Origin of the sequence: Streptomyces sp. NPDC059649 (assembly GCF_042734445.1) — a bacterium.
Classification (GTDB): Bacteria; Actinomycetota; Actinomycetes; order Streptomycetales; family Streptomycetaceae; genus Streptomyces.
Map to the genome: position 1 here is coordinate 110919 of NZ_JBHWDV010000017.1, position 14847 is coordinate 125765.

The following is a 14847-nucleotide window of genomic DNA, read 5'->3' on the forward strand; positions in this document are numbered from 1 at the left end:
TGGGCATTGCCGTGCTCTGGCACGGCTGCACCTCGCCTACGCGTTCCCGCAGATCCCGGCAGCCTGGGCGTGGTCGAGGCCGGCCTGCCCGCCCTGCCCGTGTGGTACGGCCTGACGCCCGGGTCGGCGATCGGCGCGACGCTGCCGTACCGGGCCGTCAGCTACTGGGCGCTACAGCTGGTGGGCTGGGCCGCCTGGCTCGGCATGACTCTCCGCAACGAGCAGTCCGAGGCTTCCGCTCCCCCGGGGGAGTCCTCCGGGTGAGACATGTGCGGTAAAGAGGGAGAATTCCTGTACGGGTTCGGGCGTGGAGCGGCCACCGAGTACCCCTCGCTGGTGCCGCGTACCGGCCACCGTCCGGGTTGGCCATCGCACCTTTCGCACGGGAAGTACCGACATGCTGGAGAGAGCCGAGGACGCACCCGCCGGCGTCGACGCGGTGAAGGCGATCGGAACCGTGTCGAAGAACGACTACGTGACCGTGATCGAGCCGCTCATCGACAACGCACGCAGGGAAGGCCGCCGGATCCGACTGCTCTTCGAGATCGGACCCGAGTTCAAGTCGTTCACCCCCGCGGCCGGCTGGGAGGATCTCAAGGTCGGCCTGGGTGCCATGCGGCTGTTCGAGGGGTGCGCGCTCGTCACCGATACCCGCTGGATGCGCGAGTCCACCCGCATGACCAGCTTCCTGATGCCCTGCCCGGTGCGCGTTTTCGGCACACAGGATCGTGCCGAGGCCCTGCACTGGCTGGCGTCGCTGCCCGAAGGACCCGGTATTTCCCATCGACTCCTGACCGAGTCCCAAGTGGTCGTGGTCGAAGTGGAGAGCCCGCTGCGGACAGCGGACTTCGACGCCCTGGCCCTGACCGCGGACGACTGGCTGAACACCCACGACGAGTTGGCCGGCGTGGTGTTCCATGCGCGCGAGTTCCCCGGCTGGGAGAACATCGGCAGCATGATCCGTCACGTGCGGTTCGTCCGCGACCACCACCGCAAGGTCAGGAAGATCGCGCTGGCGGCCGACAGCAAGGTCGCCTCCCTGGTACCCCAGCTCGCGAAGCACTTCGTCCAGGCCGACATCCGACGGTTCGGATACGACGAACTCGACGCCGCCCTCGCATGGGCCGCCGCCCCTCCGGATCCGCAGGCATCCGAGGCGGGCTGACCCGGGGGCGTACGCCGGGCAGCGCACGGGCCGGTCGCCGGAGGTGTACTTGAGGCACCACCATTCTCTCCGGCCACTGAACGAGGGGAGCGGTCCATGCCGCCTGCGGACGCCACTGCCCACCCCGCCAAGCACGACCGTCTGTTCGACCGGGAATCCGAGTGGGCCGAGCTGATGGGCTTCCTCCGCGACCCGCAGCCCAAGGCCACCCTTGCCCTCGTCTCCGGACAGCCCCGACACGGCAAGACCTTCCTCTTGGAGGCTGCGGCCCAGGCGACCGGCGGCTTCTACTTCGACGGCAAGGCAGCGGCCGAGAAGGAGTCGCTGCGCCGCCTCGCGGAGCGTCTGGCCGAGTACGCCCGGGAACCGAATCCACCGCACTGGCACGGCTGGGAAAAGGCCCTCGACGCGCTCTTCGCCCTGGGGGACCGGCAGCCGGCCACCGTCGTCATCGACGACTTCCCCGACCTCGTCGGCCAGAGTCCCGCTCTCCCTTCCATGCTGTACGGCGCCTACCGCCGGCTGGACCGGGAGGGCCGCGACAACCGCACCCGCCTGGTCCTCAGCGGAGGCAGCCCGGCCATCATGAAGAGGCTGTTCTCCGGCCCGTCCCCGCTCCACGGCCTCACCTCACTGGAACTCGTGGTGCGGCCCTTCGGCTACCGCCAGGCAGCACGCTTCTGGGGGATCGACTCCCCCCGGCTCGCCGTGCAAGTGCACGCCGTCGTGGGCGGAGTCCCCGCATACCGGGGCGATCTGGTGTGTGACGACGTGCCGTCCGGTCCGGACGACTTCGACGCCTGGGTCTGCCGGACCGTTCTCAACCCGCGGGTTCCGTTGTTCTGGGAGGCTCGCTATCTGCTGGAGGGCCAGGCCGACCACGCCGACCGGGCGCTGTGCCACTCCGTGCTGGTCGCGATCGCCGACGGCCGGTCCACTCCCGGCGGGATCGCCGACCGCATCGGGGCGTCGCTGGGCGATGTGTCCCATGTCCTGGCAGTGATGGGCAACCAGCAGCTGCTGTACGGGGAGCCCGACGCGTTCCGCCCCGGCCTGACGCGCTACCGCATCGCGGAACCGCTACTGGCCTTCGAGCACGCCGTTGCCTGGCCGCACCGGGCGAGGTGCGAGCAGGAGGACGCCGCCGGCGTGTGGCACCGGGTTCGCGCCACCTTCGACTCAGTGGTGGTCGCACCGCACTTCGCCCAGCTGTGCCGGGACTGGGCCACGCACCACGCGGCCCGGGAGACCTTCGGGGGCGAGCCGCGGCAGGCGGCGCGGGGCACCATCGCCGATCCCGGTGGGCGTACCCGACTCGATGCCGACGTGGTGGTCCGCGGATCGGTCGGGGGCGTCCCGGGAAGGCTGCTCTCGGTCGGGCTCGCCCGCTGGAACGAGACCCTGGATGTCCACCATCTGGAGCGGCTGCGCCACATCATGTCCCTCCTCGCCGCTTCCGGGGAGTACGCCCGGCAGACCGTGCCCGCCTGCTACAGCGGGGTCGGCTTCAGCTCGGAGCTCCGGGCTGCGGAGGGCAGGGGCGAGGTCGTCCTGGTCGGTGCCGACAGGCTGTATCACGGCGAGTGACCGGCAGCGGTGATCGATCCGCCCGTGCGCCTACTCCCCCGGAGAGGAGGACGCGCAACCGCGTGCGGTCTGTCACGGGCTTCGGTGACACCCCCGGGTCATCGCCCGTGCGGCCAGGTCCCGGTCGATGAGCAGGCCGACCACGTGATCATCCTCGACCACAGGCAGGGCAGGGCTCTCACCGGAACGCCGGCCGGCGGACTGATCATGAGGTCTTCGGTCAGCATCTGTTGCGCTGCCGTTGCGAGGCGACGGGTCGACGCGGGACCATCCGGCGCGGCAGGTGCTCGGGCCGGGCCCGGAGGGGCCCGCTGCTGCCCGTACCCCGGTTCCGGGGCCCCGGCGGAGCGCCCCGCTGCGCCGCATGCCTACAGGCCCTGCGAGAGCAGCAGGCCGCATGCCTACAGGCCCTGCGAAAGCAGCAGCTCGTGCGCCATCCGGGCGCCACGGGCCGGCTCCTCCCCTGACGGGTCCTGGGTGGGGATCTTCTCCAGGCCCTGCGCAAGGGTCCGGACGGCTTCGGCCAGCGTCTGCACCTGTGTCTCCAGCCGGTGCAGACGCTCTTCGCTGCGCCCGGCCTGGGCGTCCCGGCCCGGGCCGTCGGCGGATTCGTGGGAGTGGTGCGAGCACATGGCGGTCTCTCCTTCCCGATATGGGCAGCGCTCCCGGTGGTTACGGCGTTCCCGCAGGGCGGACATGTCTCCGGCAGCCCGGGCCGGGGAGCAGTACCGCCCGGTTGTTCCGAAGGCCGGAAGGGCTCCCGGCGGTGGCGCCGCTGGGCGCGTGCTTCCAGAGTGGCCCCGGCCGGGCCGGGCGTGGAGGGCCGATCGTCCCCCACCCCGGGACACCTGGTCCAAGCCGGCCCGGCGGGCGTGCCGTGCGGGTGTCCGGCCCGCGGCGGCACCGGAGCGCGGACCGCCCCCACTCGTACTGCGAACCGCGGCGAAAAAGCTGATCGTGGGAGGGAGACGCGGCCGCGGTCCCCAGCGCCGAAAGCACGGAAACCGGGCTCGTCCAAGCCCTCCCGGTAGCGAGGAACCAGCAGTGATCAGCGCAGTCCGCATGCCGCGGCGCCACCCCACCCGCTCGGCCAAGCCCGGGCCACCGCGGGAGCCGCCCAAGGCCCCCGTTCCGTCGTCGGGGCCGGGCTGGCGGCCGTGGCTGCTGCCGATCGCCCTGCTGGTGATGCTCGTCATCCTGCTCGGCCGGGCCCAGACCTCCCCGGGCACCTCGTACTCCTACACCGGCTTCCTCGGCAAGGTGGACACCGGCCAGGTCAAGACGGTCGACATCAACGACAAGGGGAGCGTCAGCGGCACCCTCAAGGACGGCCGGAAGTTCACCACCCACATTCCTACGGCGTTGGGCAACAGCAACCTGGAGCAGCAGCTTCGGTCGAAGGGCGTGAACATCACCGCCTCCAGCAGCGACGGCAACAGCTGGATGGGGACACTGCTGGCGGTGCTGTTGCCGCTGTTGCTTCTGGGCGCGCTGTTCCTGTGGACCGGACGGCAGGCGGCGCGCTCGCTGTCGGGCGGGCTCAGCGCGATCGGGCGGTCCCGCGCCAAGATCATCGAGGCTGAGCGCCCGACCACCCGCTTCGACGACATCGCCGGCTATGAGGGGGTGAAGCAGGAGATCAGCGAGGTCGTCGACTTCCTGCGGCACCCCGAGCGGTATGCGGTGGCAGGCGCCAAGGGCCCCCGTGGTGTCCTCATGGTAGGGCCGCCGGGCACCGGCAAGACGCTGATCGCCCGGGCCGTCGCCGGTGAGGCGGAGGTCCCGTTCCTTTCGGTGACCGGCTCGGCGTTCGTGGAGATGTTCGTCGGGGTGGGCGCCTCCCGGGTCCGTGATCTGTTCGCCGACGCCCGCAAACGCGCCCCCTCGATCATCTTCATCGACGAGATCGACGCCGTGGGAAGCCGCCGCGGCGGGGTACGGCTGGGCGGCAACGACGAGCGCGAGCAAACCCTCAACCAGCTCCTGGCCGAGATGGACGGCTTCGACGAGAGCAGCGGCATCGTGGTGCTCGCCGCGACCAACCGGCCCGAGGCGCTCGACCCCGCTCTGCTCAGGCCCGGCCGCTTCGACCGGCACGTGACCGTACCGCTGCCCAACCAGGCCGAACGGGCGGCGATCCTCGCCGTCCACGCCCGTGGCAAGACGCCGGGTCCCGACGTCGACTGGAACGTCGTCGCCCGCGCCACCCCGGGCTTCTCCGGCGCCGACCTCGCCAACCTCGTCAACGAGGCCGCCATCAACGCCGTCCGCGCAGGCAGTTCGGTCATCTCGGCCCGCGACCTGGACAACGCCCGGGACCGGGTCCTGCTCGGTCGCCGGGAGACGTCGAACGCCCTGCTGCCCGAAGAGCGCCACGCCGTCGCGGTCCACGAGTCCGGGCACGCCCTCGTCGCCGCGCTGTGCGAGCACGCCGACCCGGTGGCCAAGGTGACCATCCTGCCCTCCGGGCCGACGCTGGGCGCCACCGAACAACTACCGGAAGCCGAGCGCCACCTCTACAGCGAGGGCTATCTGAACGACCTGCTGACCGTCCGGCTCGGCGGGCGGGCCGCCGAACTCGTCCTGTTCTCCGAGGGCTCGACCGGTGCCGCCGACGACCTGGCAGGCGCCACCCAGATCGCCGGCCGCATGGTCCGGGATTTCGGGCTGTCCCCCGTCCTCGGCCCGGTCGGTTACTCCCGGGGCACGCCGCACCACCTCGGTGACGAGGTACCCGGAGACCCCGGGCAGCGCCCGTACTCCGAACAGACGCAGCGCATCGTCGACGAGGAGACCGCCCGGTTGGTCCGGGAGGCGGAGGCACGCGCCGTGAATCTGTTGCGCGAGCACCGTACGGCGCTGAAGAGCCTCGCCGAACTGCTGACCAGCCGGGAAACCATCGACGGCTCCGTCGTCCTCGACGTCCTGCGACAGCACCCCCGGGCGGAGGACGCGGACTGACACGGGACAGGTGGCCGGTCCGTGCCACCCGTCTCCTCGTCCCTGTGCGATCGGGGCAAGAGTTCCGTCGCCGCGGGCGGCGACGGCCCGACGCGGGATCGTCCATACGGTCGTGACCAGGGCCGGGGCGATTGCGTCGGTCGGGTGGACCCGGCCCGGACGCGGTGGGCAGGTGACGCCCCCCCCCGTTCACCGTGGCCGTGCTGGCGAACCTGACGCTTGCTGAACCTGGTGGTGAACATCGACCGCCTCCGCGACGAGGAGGAGCGACTGCTCGCCGAGGCCCTGTCCGGCCAACAGGACGGATACATCACGGCGGAGCTGCTCACCTCGTCGGCCGTCCGGGCCCGCGGCACGGTCGGCATCGGCCGACTCGCCGGGTTCCTCGTGGTGCAGCCAGGTGGTCACCTCCCGCGGCAGGAAACGCTGCGGCATGCGCTGGGGACGTGGCGCGAGAAGTACCCGTCCGTGGAAGTGACCGAGCAGGCGGTCATCGGGCAGCCAGCCCGCCATCTCCTGGAATCCGGTGGCCAGGCCGAGCTCGTCGTCATCGGCCGGCAGACGCGCTCCCCCAAGGCTCCCCCGCCTCGCATCGGTCACGTCGCGCACGCCCTCCTCCACCACTGCCCGGCTCCGGTCGCCGTCGTCCCGCACGGCTGACCGCGCAGGCGCCGTCCGGCTGCTGTCCCGCGACATCGTGAGGTCTCACAGTCCCGGCGCCCGGCCGCGTTCCGGTGTCCGGTGCGGCCCGTTCGGTTCCTCGGGGGTGTGCGGAGGGCCCGGGGGCTCGGCCAAGGCGCACCAGGAGAGGGGCTCCAGCAGCTCGCCGATACGCCGTGAGACGTCCATGAGCAGGTCGTCCATGGTCACCGTCCCGGTGAGCCGTCCCCCTGCCAGGACGGGTATCCGGCGCACTCCCGCCCGTCGCATGGCGTGATAGGCCATCTCCACGTCGTCGTCGGCCCGGACGGTGACGACCGGCGATGTCATCACCTCACTGACCGGAGTGCCGGCGCTCATCCCGGCGGCGACACCGCGCACGGTCAAGTCCCGGTCGGTGACGACCCCTTGAACCGTCTCGCCGGACACCACCACGATGTGTCCGACGGTGCACTCCCGCATGCGCCGTGCGGTCTCCATCAGCGTGGTGTGCGGCGAAACCGTCACGACCGGGGTGCGCATCACATCGCGCGTACGCATGGTGGCTCCTCCTTACGGGTCCGGGACGAGGCCGCGGGGGTCGGCCGCCCGCACGCGCTGCCGCCGTTCACTTCCGATGAGAGTGAGAGAGGTTGCCACGCCGCAAGCGCCGGGCACGGTCACACCAGCTGCGGTACGACAGCGACGGAGTCCTCGGCGGAGTCGCCGACGCCCAGCAGGAGGCGTTCGTGCATTCCGGTGAGCCCTAACACTCACACCGGGAGGAATGCACCAGACGCAACGGCCATCCGTGGCAACTCCCACATCGCCGAAGGCCACGGAGGTCGTGGTAACCAGATTTTCGCCGAAGACGGACAGGGACGTCGCGCTGAAAGGCCCTGTGTTGGGAGTTAGAGAAGTGACCTTCGGCGGGCCGATGTAATAGAACGGCAGCGAGTTGCTCGTCAGACTCCCGGCGGCCACAGAGACGTTGTACTGGCCGGCAGGCAGTTCCGGGATCATACAGGTCACGGTCGTGCTGGTGACACTGGTCGGCGTGACTGACCTGGTGCCGAAATTGACCCTGATCACCCTCGACGGCCCCGTTCCCATGATGGTCATGGGGACAGCGTGATGGCTCTGGGTAGTGGGGCTGATCGACGTGATGAAGGGCGTCATGACGTCTCCTTTGTTTTGATGCGAGTCGCGAGACAGATTGCGCAAGACCGTGGGCCCACCCGTCGTCCATCAGCGGTTTCGGCCACGAACAGCGCACGCCAAGTCACACCCAGAAAGGGCAACCCGCTTATTCGGATACCTTCACTTACGTAACCACCGAACTAATCTCTGGCCGCAATAGGCAGAATATTCATTCACCCCTCAGGGCGAGCGTATGGTGACTCGCACCTGCAAGTGCGCGCACTACTGACATTCATCGGGCGGACCGGTGCACTTATCACGCCTCAGCGCATAGGTACAAAGGGGGCTCACCTGTCGTGGCCGTCCCGGAGCATCCCAGACACAGGCGATCGGCTCTCAGGGTCTCGAAGTGCCGAGTTCACGATCGCGCCAGCCGTATCCCAGCGAACCAGCCCACGTGAGACGAGGAGAGTTTGACCGCGACGGGCTGCTTCAGGAGCCTGGCGTACTCGATCTTGTCGGCGGGGTGGGCAACTCGGGCTCGTTCGTTCGCGTTCATTCACCCGGCACCGCGACCCCCGACCGGGTCCCAGAAGCTGCTGTCCCGCAGCGGGAGCCATGCCCGCCGACCAGGCCGCGGCTCGTTCACGCAGCCGAGGCTGAGCCAGAGGGATGCGGGCTGGAGGAGTCTCCGCCGGAGGCGTCGGCAAGCCTTCTGGAGCGACGAGTTCCCAGCGCTGTTGGTATCGCAGAGAGATCGCCGGAAGCGGCAGCCAGGGCGACGGCACCGATCTGGAAACTCTCCGTTGACCACCTCCCGCCAGGCAGTACGAGGCTGGGTGGAGTGACGATGGAGGGGTACCGATGCACCCCTCTTCCGGGAGGGTGAGGCGGCATGACATCCTGCTCCGCAACCCCAGCAGGCACCGGCACCATGCCCCCGCACGGCGCCGCACCACAGGACCCATCCTCGGCGGAAGCCTGGCGACCTTGGCGAACATGGGCTGGCAATTCCTTCTCACCTCCTGAACACCGAGAGTGGATGCGGTGATGGCCGGCGCTCGGACGCGTGCCCGGGTGGTGATCGTGATGAATCCACGCTCAGGCGGCGGCAAGACGGCTCGTTACGGCCTGGGACAGCGAGCCGAGGGCATGGGAGCCCAGGTCTGGACGACCAGCACGGAGGAGGACGCGGCGTCGCTCGCGAGGAACGCCGTGGTGGAGGGGGCGCAGGTGCTGGGGGTCGCGGGCGGTGACGGCACCGTGTCGGCGGTCGCCGCGGTGGCCGCCGACACGGGCCGGTCGCTGGTCGTGGTCCCGGCGGGCACCCGCAACCACTTCGCCCGGGACCTGGGCCTCGATCTGCGCGATCCGGGGCGGGCGCTGGACGCCCTGGTCGACGGTGAGCCCGCGCAGGTGGACCTGGGGGTGCTCGGCTCGCGTGTCTTCGTCAACAACGTCTCTTTCGGTGTGTACGCCGACGCCCTGCTGGAGCCCGGGTACCGGGAGGACAAGCCTCGCGCGTTCGCCGCAGTGGCTCCCGACTATGCCAAGGGCAAGCAGTGGGTCGAGGCCCGCGTGGACACACCATGGGGAACCGTCGAGTTCCCGCAGGTGGTGCTGATCTCCAATAACCCTTACCACCTGGCCACACCGCGTTGGCTGGGGCGTCGCCTCTCCCTCAGCACGGGACAGCTGGGCGTCATCGTTCTCAAGTGCCCGGCGCAGGCTCCCCCGGATCTCCTGCGGCATCTGCGCGGCGAACTGCGACAGGACAAGCGCGGTGCCGGGTCGGCGGGAGATGGGCCCGTCATCTGGTCTGCTCCGGGCATCACGCTGCATGGTGAGGTGCGGCATCTTGACGCGGGCGTCGACGGCGAAGCGGTGCGGCTTCCTATGCCCGTCGTGTGCGGTATCCGGCCGGGTGCCCTGCGTCTGCTGCTGCCGAAGGACCGGCCGGGGATGCCGCCGGAGCGCGCGATGCGCCACTGAGGGGACGTCCCTGAATGCCAGGCTCCCGTATCCCTTGCTCACCGGGTCGGCCGAGCTCGACGTCCGCGCTGCGGGCGGCGAGGTCCACTCCTGGACGGGCGGCGAGCACCAGGGACCGGGCACTTTCCAGCTCGCGGGCGGTTGGACGGCCAAGGTCACGAAGGTCGGCGAGCTGCGCTACCGCGCGCAGATCAACGGCTTCGAGGGCGTGGCCGCCACGCTGGAGACGAAGGGGCACGACGTGGGGGTCGACGCCAACGGCGTGTACATCGTGCTCAGCGCCGGCGGTGTGATCAGCGCCCACAAGTAAAGACCCACCCGGCTGTGGCGGTGCAGCCACCTCCGGCTGGGCAGCCCCACCGCCACAGCAACAGAAGCAATCTGCGCGCTCGCGCACACCATGCGTCATGCACAGGCTGACCATGACGAAAGTCAACCTGTGCCACTGCCCCAGTGCGTGCATCAAACCTGGTGAACGACGCACAGAGCAGGTGGCTTTGGCCGCGGTGTCGCTCCCGGAGAGCTGTTGCGGAAAAGATCTTCCCGTGAGCGGGGCCAGGGCTCGAACCGGCGCCGCCGTTCCCAGCCGGGCGGCGCCCTCGTCGGCAAACGGGGGCCCGCACGCGATCTCATCATCGCGGTGGGGTTGGCGCGTCGACGTGTCAGCGGACCGCTGAGGCCGATGACTTGCGGTGCCCTCTGAGTCCTGTGGGGAAGCGACGTTGCCGTTCAGACCCGCGTTTACCGCTCAGACCCTGTTCACCGGAGCGATCATCTCCTCGTCGGATCCCGGTAGAACGGTATGAGCCTGCGTGCTGATGAGATCTCCGGCCTCCAACGAGCCGCTTCCGGCGAGATCCACGTGCACGCGAAGTCCGTAGGCACCCCTCGGATCAAGGTCCGGTACGTCCACACGGAACGGGATCCGGCCCCGCGGGGCGAGGGGGACGTCCGTCTGAACCGGGGCGGCCACCACCCTGGAGGGGGCGTCGGCGAAGGAGACGTCACGGATCTCCACCAGGACCCGGGCCCCGCCTGGGTGGCAGGGGCGTCGCCGGGCAGGGCCACGATTCCGCGGACGGTAGGCATCACGCTGCCCTGCCGGCCAAGGTCTGCGATGTCGTCGCGCGTTCCCGATCGTGGGCGTCAGCCGGTGCGTCGAGCCGTGCCAGCAGCGCGGCTAGCCGGGTCTCGGGTCATGCCGATCCGGCGCATCACGCCTTGGGAACGGAGGTTGGTGGCAGTCGTCACTGCAAGGATCTCAGGGAGTTCGAGCGTTTCGAAGCCGAAGGCCAGGCCGGCCAAGGCGGCCTCGGTGGCGTAACCCTGGCCCCAGGCCGAGCGAGCGAGCCTCCAACCGATCTCTACCCCGGTGAACGGCATGCCCTCATCCACCTGGTCCAAGCCCGCGAAGCCGATGAACTCGCCGGTGGCCTGCAATTGAACTGCCCACCAACCGTAGCCTCGCTGGTCGAACTCGGCCTGGAACTGCGCCACGGAGGCATCGCTCTGTTCACGGGTGAGCAGGTCGCCCAAGTGCTCCCGGACCTCGGGAGCAGCATTCATCGCCGCCCACGGTTCAAGGTCGGACTCTTGCCATCGACGGAGCACGAGGCGATCGGTATGCAGTTCGGCCATGCTGCCCAGCCAACGGGGACTGCTACCGCCGCGCAGAAGGAGAATGCACGGCTGGCTCCAAGACCGACTGGTTGCTTGGGCTCAGCCTGTGGGCAGTTGGGGGTTGAGTGGGTGCGGCGTCGGTGTCTTGTGGTGCTCTCCGGCTGCGCGGCCGGTTTGCTGGGTGGGGATCTGGCGTACGCATTCGATGAGGTAGTCGCCGGTATCGGGAGCGACGGTGACGCCGTGGGTCTCGCTGCGGAAGCCGGGGAAGCGCCGGTCGAAGGACTCCAGGGCGGTCAGGTAGCGCAGCAGCGGGCCGTCGGGGGTGCCGGTGTTTTCGCCGGGCATGAGGACGGGGATGCCCGGCGGGGTGACGGTGACCATGGCGGCGGCCACCCGGTCGGCCGCGTCGGTCAGCCTTACGCGCTCCGTGCCGCCGCGGATGAGGCGCTGGTAGCAGTGCTGGGGCGGGGTAACGGGCTCGGGCAGGTCGTGAAAGGCGGTGTCGAGCAGCTCGACCAGGCGGGCATCGCGTAGGTGGTGGTGCATCTCCTGGCACAGTTCGCGCAGGGTCTGGCCGGTGTAGCGGTGGGGGTGGGCGGCGACCAGCTCGGGCAGCACCTGCTCCAGGGGTGCGTTGTGGTCGTAGAGCGTTTTGAAGTCCATGAGGGCGTCCATCAGGGTTCCCCACTTGCCCTTGGTGATCCCCATGGAGAAGAGGATGAGCGTGGTGTAGCTGTCGGTCTTCTCCACCACGATGTCCCTGGTGGCCAGGTAGGCGGTGAGGACGCGGGCGGGGATGCCCCAGTGGGACATCTGTCCGGTGGCGTCGATGCCGGGGCAGGTGAGGGTGACCTTGATGGGGTCGAGCAGGCAGTAGCCCGTGGTCAGTCCGGTGAAGCCGTGCCAGTCGGCGTCTGGCTCCAGCTGCCAGCAGGACGGTTCGGTGCGCAGCAGTTCGGGCGGTGCGTCGGCGAAGGGTAGACGCTCGCTGGTGGCCGGGTCGGTCACGGTCTCGGGTTGCCAGACGCCGAAGAACCAGTCGGGCCGGTCGTCGGCGGCGGCGATGCGCCGGGCGACGCGTACGACCGTCTGACGAAAGCGGATGGCTTCGGTCACCGCTTCGTCGATGAGGCAGCGGCCCTGGGGGCCGTCCATCATCGCGGTGGCCACGTCGAGGGAGGCGATCATCGGATACAGCGGTGAGGTGGTGCCGTGCATCATGAACGCCTCGTTGAACCGGTCGTGCTCCACCGGTGCCCGGGGTGCGGATTTGATGTGGACCATGGCGCTCTGTGACAGGGCGGCCAGCAGCTTGTGGGTGGACTGGGTGGAGAAGACGGTGGGGCGTTCGGGGCCGGGGAAGGTTTCGGGGCCCACCGCCATGCCGTAGCGGCCGGCGTAAAGGGGGTGGAAGCGGGCGTAGGCGAACCAGGCTTCGTCGAAGTGGAGCCGGGGGGTGCTGGGTGCGAGGGCCCGGGCGACCTGGAGGGTGTCGTAACACAGGCCGTCATAGGTGGAGTTCGTCAGCACCGCGTACTGGGCCTGGGGCGAGACGGCGCCCTGGGTCAGTGGGTTGCGGTTGGTCCGGGAGGCGACCGACTGTGCCTGAATCTCGGCGGGCGGCAGGGGGCCTGCCAGTCCGTAGCCGTTGCGGGTGGGGACCAGGTAGACCGGCCGGGCTCCGGAGAGGACCAGGCCGTGCAGCACCGACTTGTGGCAGTTGCGGTCCACCAGTGCGATCTCGTCCTGGGTGACGCTGAAGTGACCGACCATCCGGTCGCAGGTGGAGTCGCCGTGGAGTACGAAGTAGGTGCGGTCGGAGCCGAAGACACGGGCGGCGTTGCGCTCGGCGGCACCGACCGGGCCGGTGTGTTCGAAGAGGGAACCGAGTTCCCCGACGGAGATCGACAGGTCGCTGCGCAGCAGCCGTTCTCCGAAGTAGTCGTGGAAGGCCCGGCCGACGGGGGACTTGAGGAAGGCGACACCGCCGGAGTGCGCAGGGGTGTGCCAGGAGTACTCGTGCGCGTGGTCGAAGCGGCGCAGTGCCTTGAAGAACGGTGGTAGCAGGTTGTGCTGGTAGTCGCGGGCGGCGCTGGCGATGCGTCCGGCGATGAAGGGTGCGGTGTCCTCGAGCGGCCAGATGTAGCCGATCACCGTTTCGGCCACCCACAAGGGCAGGTGTTCCAGGTCTTCGCCGTCCGTGACCAGGAAGACGGGGAGATTCTGGAAGCGTCGGCCGGCGTGGCGCAGTACCTCGGCGCCGCCTGCTTCGCCGCCTTCTCCGGCGGTCTGGGGAAGGTTCCAGTCGATCACGGCGGCGGCCGTGCCTGCCTCGGTCCGCAGCACTGCCTGGGCGTCGTCGGCTGTGGTGGCCCAGCGCACGTCAAAGCCTCGGCCCGCCAACTCATCGCGGATCCTGCGCAGTTGCTCGGCGGCGACACCTTGCCCTTGTGGGAACTCGTGTACCGCGAACAGAACCGTCCCATCGGTCATAGTGGCCCCTCTGCTGTGCGCGTGTCGGCGCATGGACTGCTCGTGCGCGCCATGCCTGTTGTCCGAGAGACAACCGGAAGATCACCGGATGCGGCCCCGTGTCTGGGCGAAACCACTCCGGGGAGGGAAATGGGAACATCGCCGAACACCCACCGGTCACGCGGGAACGGGTGGAATCTGGCGACTCGTTGAAGCGAAGGCCCCTCGGCGCCAGCCCTCCACCGGCTTGAACGTGGTGGGCTCCCGAGAACCCGGAAACCGGAAAGGACGGAGTGGGAGACCTGCAGCCGCTGCTTGCCGTTCGATGGGGTGGTCGCGCCGGCCGTCTCTTCGTTGTCTCGCGCTCTCGGCACGGGACACCGCTCCGGCCTGTCGTCCTTCATGACGTCTCATGGCAGGTGTCATTTCCCTGGGGCGTCGAGTTGCCAACCAGGTGTCGATGACGGCTGACGAGGTGGATCAGCCAGCTGATGACGGCGGGGCCGGCGAGCATGCCTACGTATCCGAGCCCGGCGACGCGAAAGACGGTGGCCCCGGCAGCGGAGGGGTCGGCATGTCCGGCTGCACTGAACAACTGCGGGACACAGCCGGACAGCCCGAGACCGAACAGTGCCCAGCCTGCGAATGCAGCCCACATCCACGGGGAGAGGGCCACGATCGTGATCGGCCGTGGGGACCATCAGTACAACCGTTGGCGCCAAGGACTTGATCTTGAGCGGTGGAGGGGCCCGGCCTGACTGCGGCTAGCGGTGGTGCGGCGGGTGGGGTGGCGGTGGCGGGATGGTGGCTGTACTGGGTGCGGTCTCCGGCCAGACCAGCAGGACGGGGCAAGGAGCGTGGTCGACGATGAAGCGGCTGGCGGGGCCGAGGCTGCGGGGGCCGAGGTGGGTGCGGTCCCCGTCGCGGGCGAGGATGAGCAGATCGGCGCCTTCTGCGGCGGCCACGACTTCCCGTTCGACACGGCCCGAGCGCTCTTGCCGGGTACACGGGCGTCCCAGTCGCTCGGCCGCGCTGGCCAGGAGCTGTTCTGCTGAGGCGGCGGCCAGGTGTTCCACTGCGGTGCCGGGGTCGCGGTCGGGGCGTGCGCGGCCCAGCAGTCCGGCAAAGGCACCGTGCGCGGCGCCCGGCACCGCGTGGCCGGTGACGTGCAGCAGCACCAGGTCGGCGTCTGCGGGCGCGTGGGTGCGCGCGGCATCGACGCAGGCGGGCCACGTGCCCTCCACGGTCCAGACGATGACGGTCACGGT

General features: G+C 69.6%; 13 protein-coding genes and 2 pseudogenes. 7 read left to right on the top strand and 8 right to left on the bottom strand.

All coding sequences use genetic code 11. The annotated features are described in order from the left end of the window. The first annotated feature begins 69 nt into the window (after positions 1-69). The 3 genes from ACFV1J_RS20165 (at position 70) to ACFV1J_RS20175 (ending at position 2752) form a co-directional block, all read left to right on the top strand. Entirely contained in the window at positions 70-264 is a 195-nt protein-coding gene (locus ACFV1J_RS20165) for a hypothetical protein (protein WP_385859955.1), read from the top strand. 133 nt (positions 265-397) lie between these two features. Continuing rightward, on the top strand, positions 398-1165 hold the full coding sequence (locus ACFV1J_RS20170) for an STAS/SEC14 domain-containing protein (protein ID WP_385859957.1): 768 nt from the start codon (positions 398-400) through the stop codon (positions 1163-1165). Positions 1166-1261: 96 nt separating this feature from the next. Next, on the top strand, positions 1262-2752 hold the full coding sequence (locus ACFV1J_RS20175; protein ID WP_385859959.1) for an ATP-binding protein: 1491 nt from the start codon (positions 1262-1264) through the stop codon (positions 2750-2752). A gap of 401 nt (positions 2753-3153) precedes the next feature. On the opposite strand, the gene ACFV1J_RS20180 is transcribed toward ACFV1J_RS20175, so the two are convergent. Next, on the bottom strand, positions 3154-3384 hold the full coding sequence (locus ACFV1J_RS20180) for a hypothetical protein (RefSeq protein ID WP_385859961.1): 231 nt from the start codon (positions 3382-3384) through the stop codon (positions 3154-3156). 412 nt (positions 3385-3796) lie between these two features. On the opposite strand from ACFV1J_RS20180, the gene ftsH reads away from it, so the two are divergent. Together ftsH and ACFV1J_RS20190 are read left to right on the top strand one after the other, a co-directional pair. Beyond that, positions 3797-5713, top strand: a complete 1917-nt coding sequence (gene ftsH, locus ACFV1J_RS20185) for an ATP-dependent zinc metalloprotease FtsH (RefSeq protein ID WP_385859963.1) — start codon at positions 3797-3799, stop codon at positions 5711-5713. Positions 5714-5944: 231 nt separating this feature from the next. Next, positions 5945-6373, top strand: a complete 429-nt coding sequence (locus tag ACFV1J_RS20190) for a universal stress protein (protein ID WP_385859965.1) — start codon at positions 5945-5947, stop codon at positions 6371-6373. Positions 6374-6418: 45 nt separating this feature from the next. On the opposite strand, the gene ACFV1J_RS20195 is transcribed toward ACFV1J_RS20190, so the two are convergent. Beyond that, complete coding sequence (locus ACFV1J_RS20195; RefSeq protein WP_385859967.1) at positions 6419-6913, bottom strand: CBS domain-containing protein; 495 nt, start codon at positions 6911-6913, stop codon at positions 6419-6421. A gap of 12 nt (positions 6914-6925) precedes the next feature. Beyond that, positions 6926-7531 carry an IPT/TIG domain-containing protein gene (locus ACFV1J_RS20200; protein WP_385859969.1) on the bottom strand — a complete coding sequence of 202 codons (606 nt, stop codon included), beginning with the start codon at positions 7529-7531 and terminating at the stop codon, positions 6926-6928. A 1011-nt stretch (positions 7532-8542) separates the two neighbouring features. On the opposite strand from ACFV1J_RS20200, the gene ACFV1J_RS20205 reads away from it, so the two are divergent. Both ACFV1J_RS20205 and ACFV1J_RS20210 read left to right on the top strand, forming a co-directional pair. After that, positions 8543-9484 (top strand): diacylglycerol/lipid kinase family protein, encoded by a 942-nt coding sequence (locus ACFV1J_RS20205; protein WP_385859971.1) that lies wholly within the window; start codon positions 8543-8545, stop codon positions 9482-9484. Positions 9485-9557: 73 nt separating this feature from the next. After that, positions 9558-9794, top strand: a pseudogene (locus ACFV1J_RS20210) (hypothetical protein); the annotation flags it as partial. A gap of 438 nt (positions 9795-10232) precedes the next feature. Here the strand turns inward: ACFV1J_RS20210 and ACFV1J_RS20215 are convergent. The 5 genes and pseudogenes from ACFV1J_RS20215 to ACFV1J_RS20235 all read right to left on the bottom strand — a co-directional run bounded on the left by ACFV1J_RS20215 (position 10233) and on the right by ACFV1J_RS20235 (position 14844). After that, positions 10233-10502, bottom strand: coding sequence for a hypothetical protein (locus ACFV1J_RS20215; protein WP_385859973.1), 270 nt, complete (start codon positions 10500-10502; stop codon positions 10233-10235). 128 nt (positions 10503-10630) lie between these two features. After that, the gene (locus ACFV1J_RS20220; protein ID WP_385859975.1) at positions 10631-11122 is read right to left on the bottom strand and encodes a GNAT family N-acetyltransferase; all 492 of its coding nucleotides are present in this window, start codon (positions 11120-11122) and stop codon (positions 10631-10633) included. A gap of 81 nt (positions 11123-11203) precedes the next feature. After that, positions 11204-13600 (bottom strand): Orn/Lys/Arg decarboxylase N-terminal domain-containing protein, encoded by a 2397-nt coding sequence (locus ACFV1J_RS20225; RefSeq protein ID WP_385859977.1) that lies wholly within the window; start codon positions 13598-13600, stop codon positions 11204-11206. Between the two features lie 445 nt (positions 13601-14045). Then, positions 14046-14264: pseudogene (locus tag ACFV1J_RS20230) on the bottom strand (MFS transporter); the annotation flags it as partial. Positions 14265-14343: 79 nt separating this feature from the next. Beyond that, positions 14344-14844: a universal stress protein gene (locus ACFV1J_RS20235; protein WP_385859979.1), complete on the bottom strand. Its 501-nt coding sequence runs from the start codon at positions 14842-14844 to the stop codon at positions 14344-14346. Positions 14845-14847: the final 3 nt, after the last annotated feature.

What these genes read in the sequence shown, in the direction of transcription:
- ACFV1J_RS20175 (WP_385859959.1), top strand. Translation starts at nt 1,262, where the DNA reads ATGCCGCCTGCGGACGCCACTGCCCACCCCGCCAAGCACGACCGTCTG.
- ACFV1J_RS20195 (WP_385859967.1), bottom strand. Translation starts at nt 6,913, where the DNA reads ATGCGTACGCGCGATGTGATGCGCACCCCGGTCGTGACGGTTTCGCCG.
- ACFV1J_RS20170 (WP_385859957.1), top strand. Translation starts at nt 398, where the DNA reads ATGCTGGAGAGAGCCGAGGACGCACCCGCCGGCGTCGACGCGGTGAAG.
- ACFV1J_RS20180 (WP_385859961.1), bottom strand. Translation starts at nt 3,384, where the DNA reads ATGTGCTCGCACCACTCCCACGAATCCGCCGACGGCCCGGGCCGGGAC.
- ACFV1J_RS20220 (WP_385859975.1), bottom strand. Translation starts at nt 11,122, where the DNA reads ATGGCCGAACTGCATACCGATCGCCTCGTGCTCCGTCGATGGCAAGAG.
- ACFV1J_RS20200 (WP_385859969.1), bottom strand. Translation starts at nt 7,531, where the DNA reads ATGACGCCCTTCATCACGTCGATCAGCCCCACTACCCAGAGCCATCAC.
- ACFV1J_RS20205 (WP_385859971.1), top strand. Translation starts at nt 8,543, where the DNA reads ATGGCCGGCGCTCGGACGCGTGCCCGGGTGGTGATCGTGATGAATCCA.
- ACFV1J_RS20225 (WP_385859977.1), bottom strand. Translation starts at nt 13,600, where the DNA reads ATGACCGATGGGACGGTTCTGTTCGCGGTACACGAGTTCCCACAAGGG.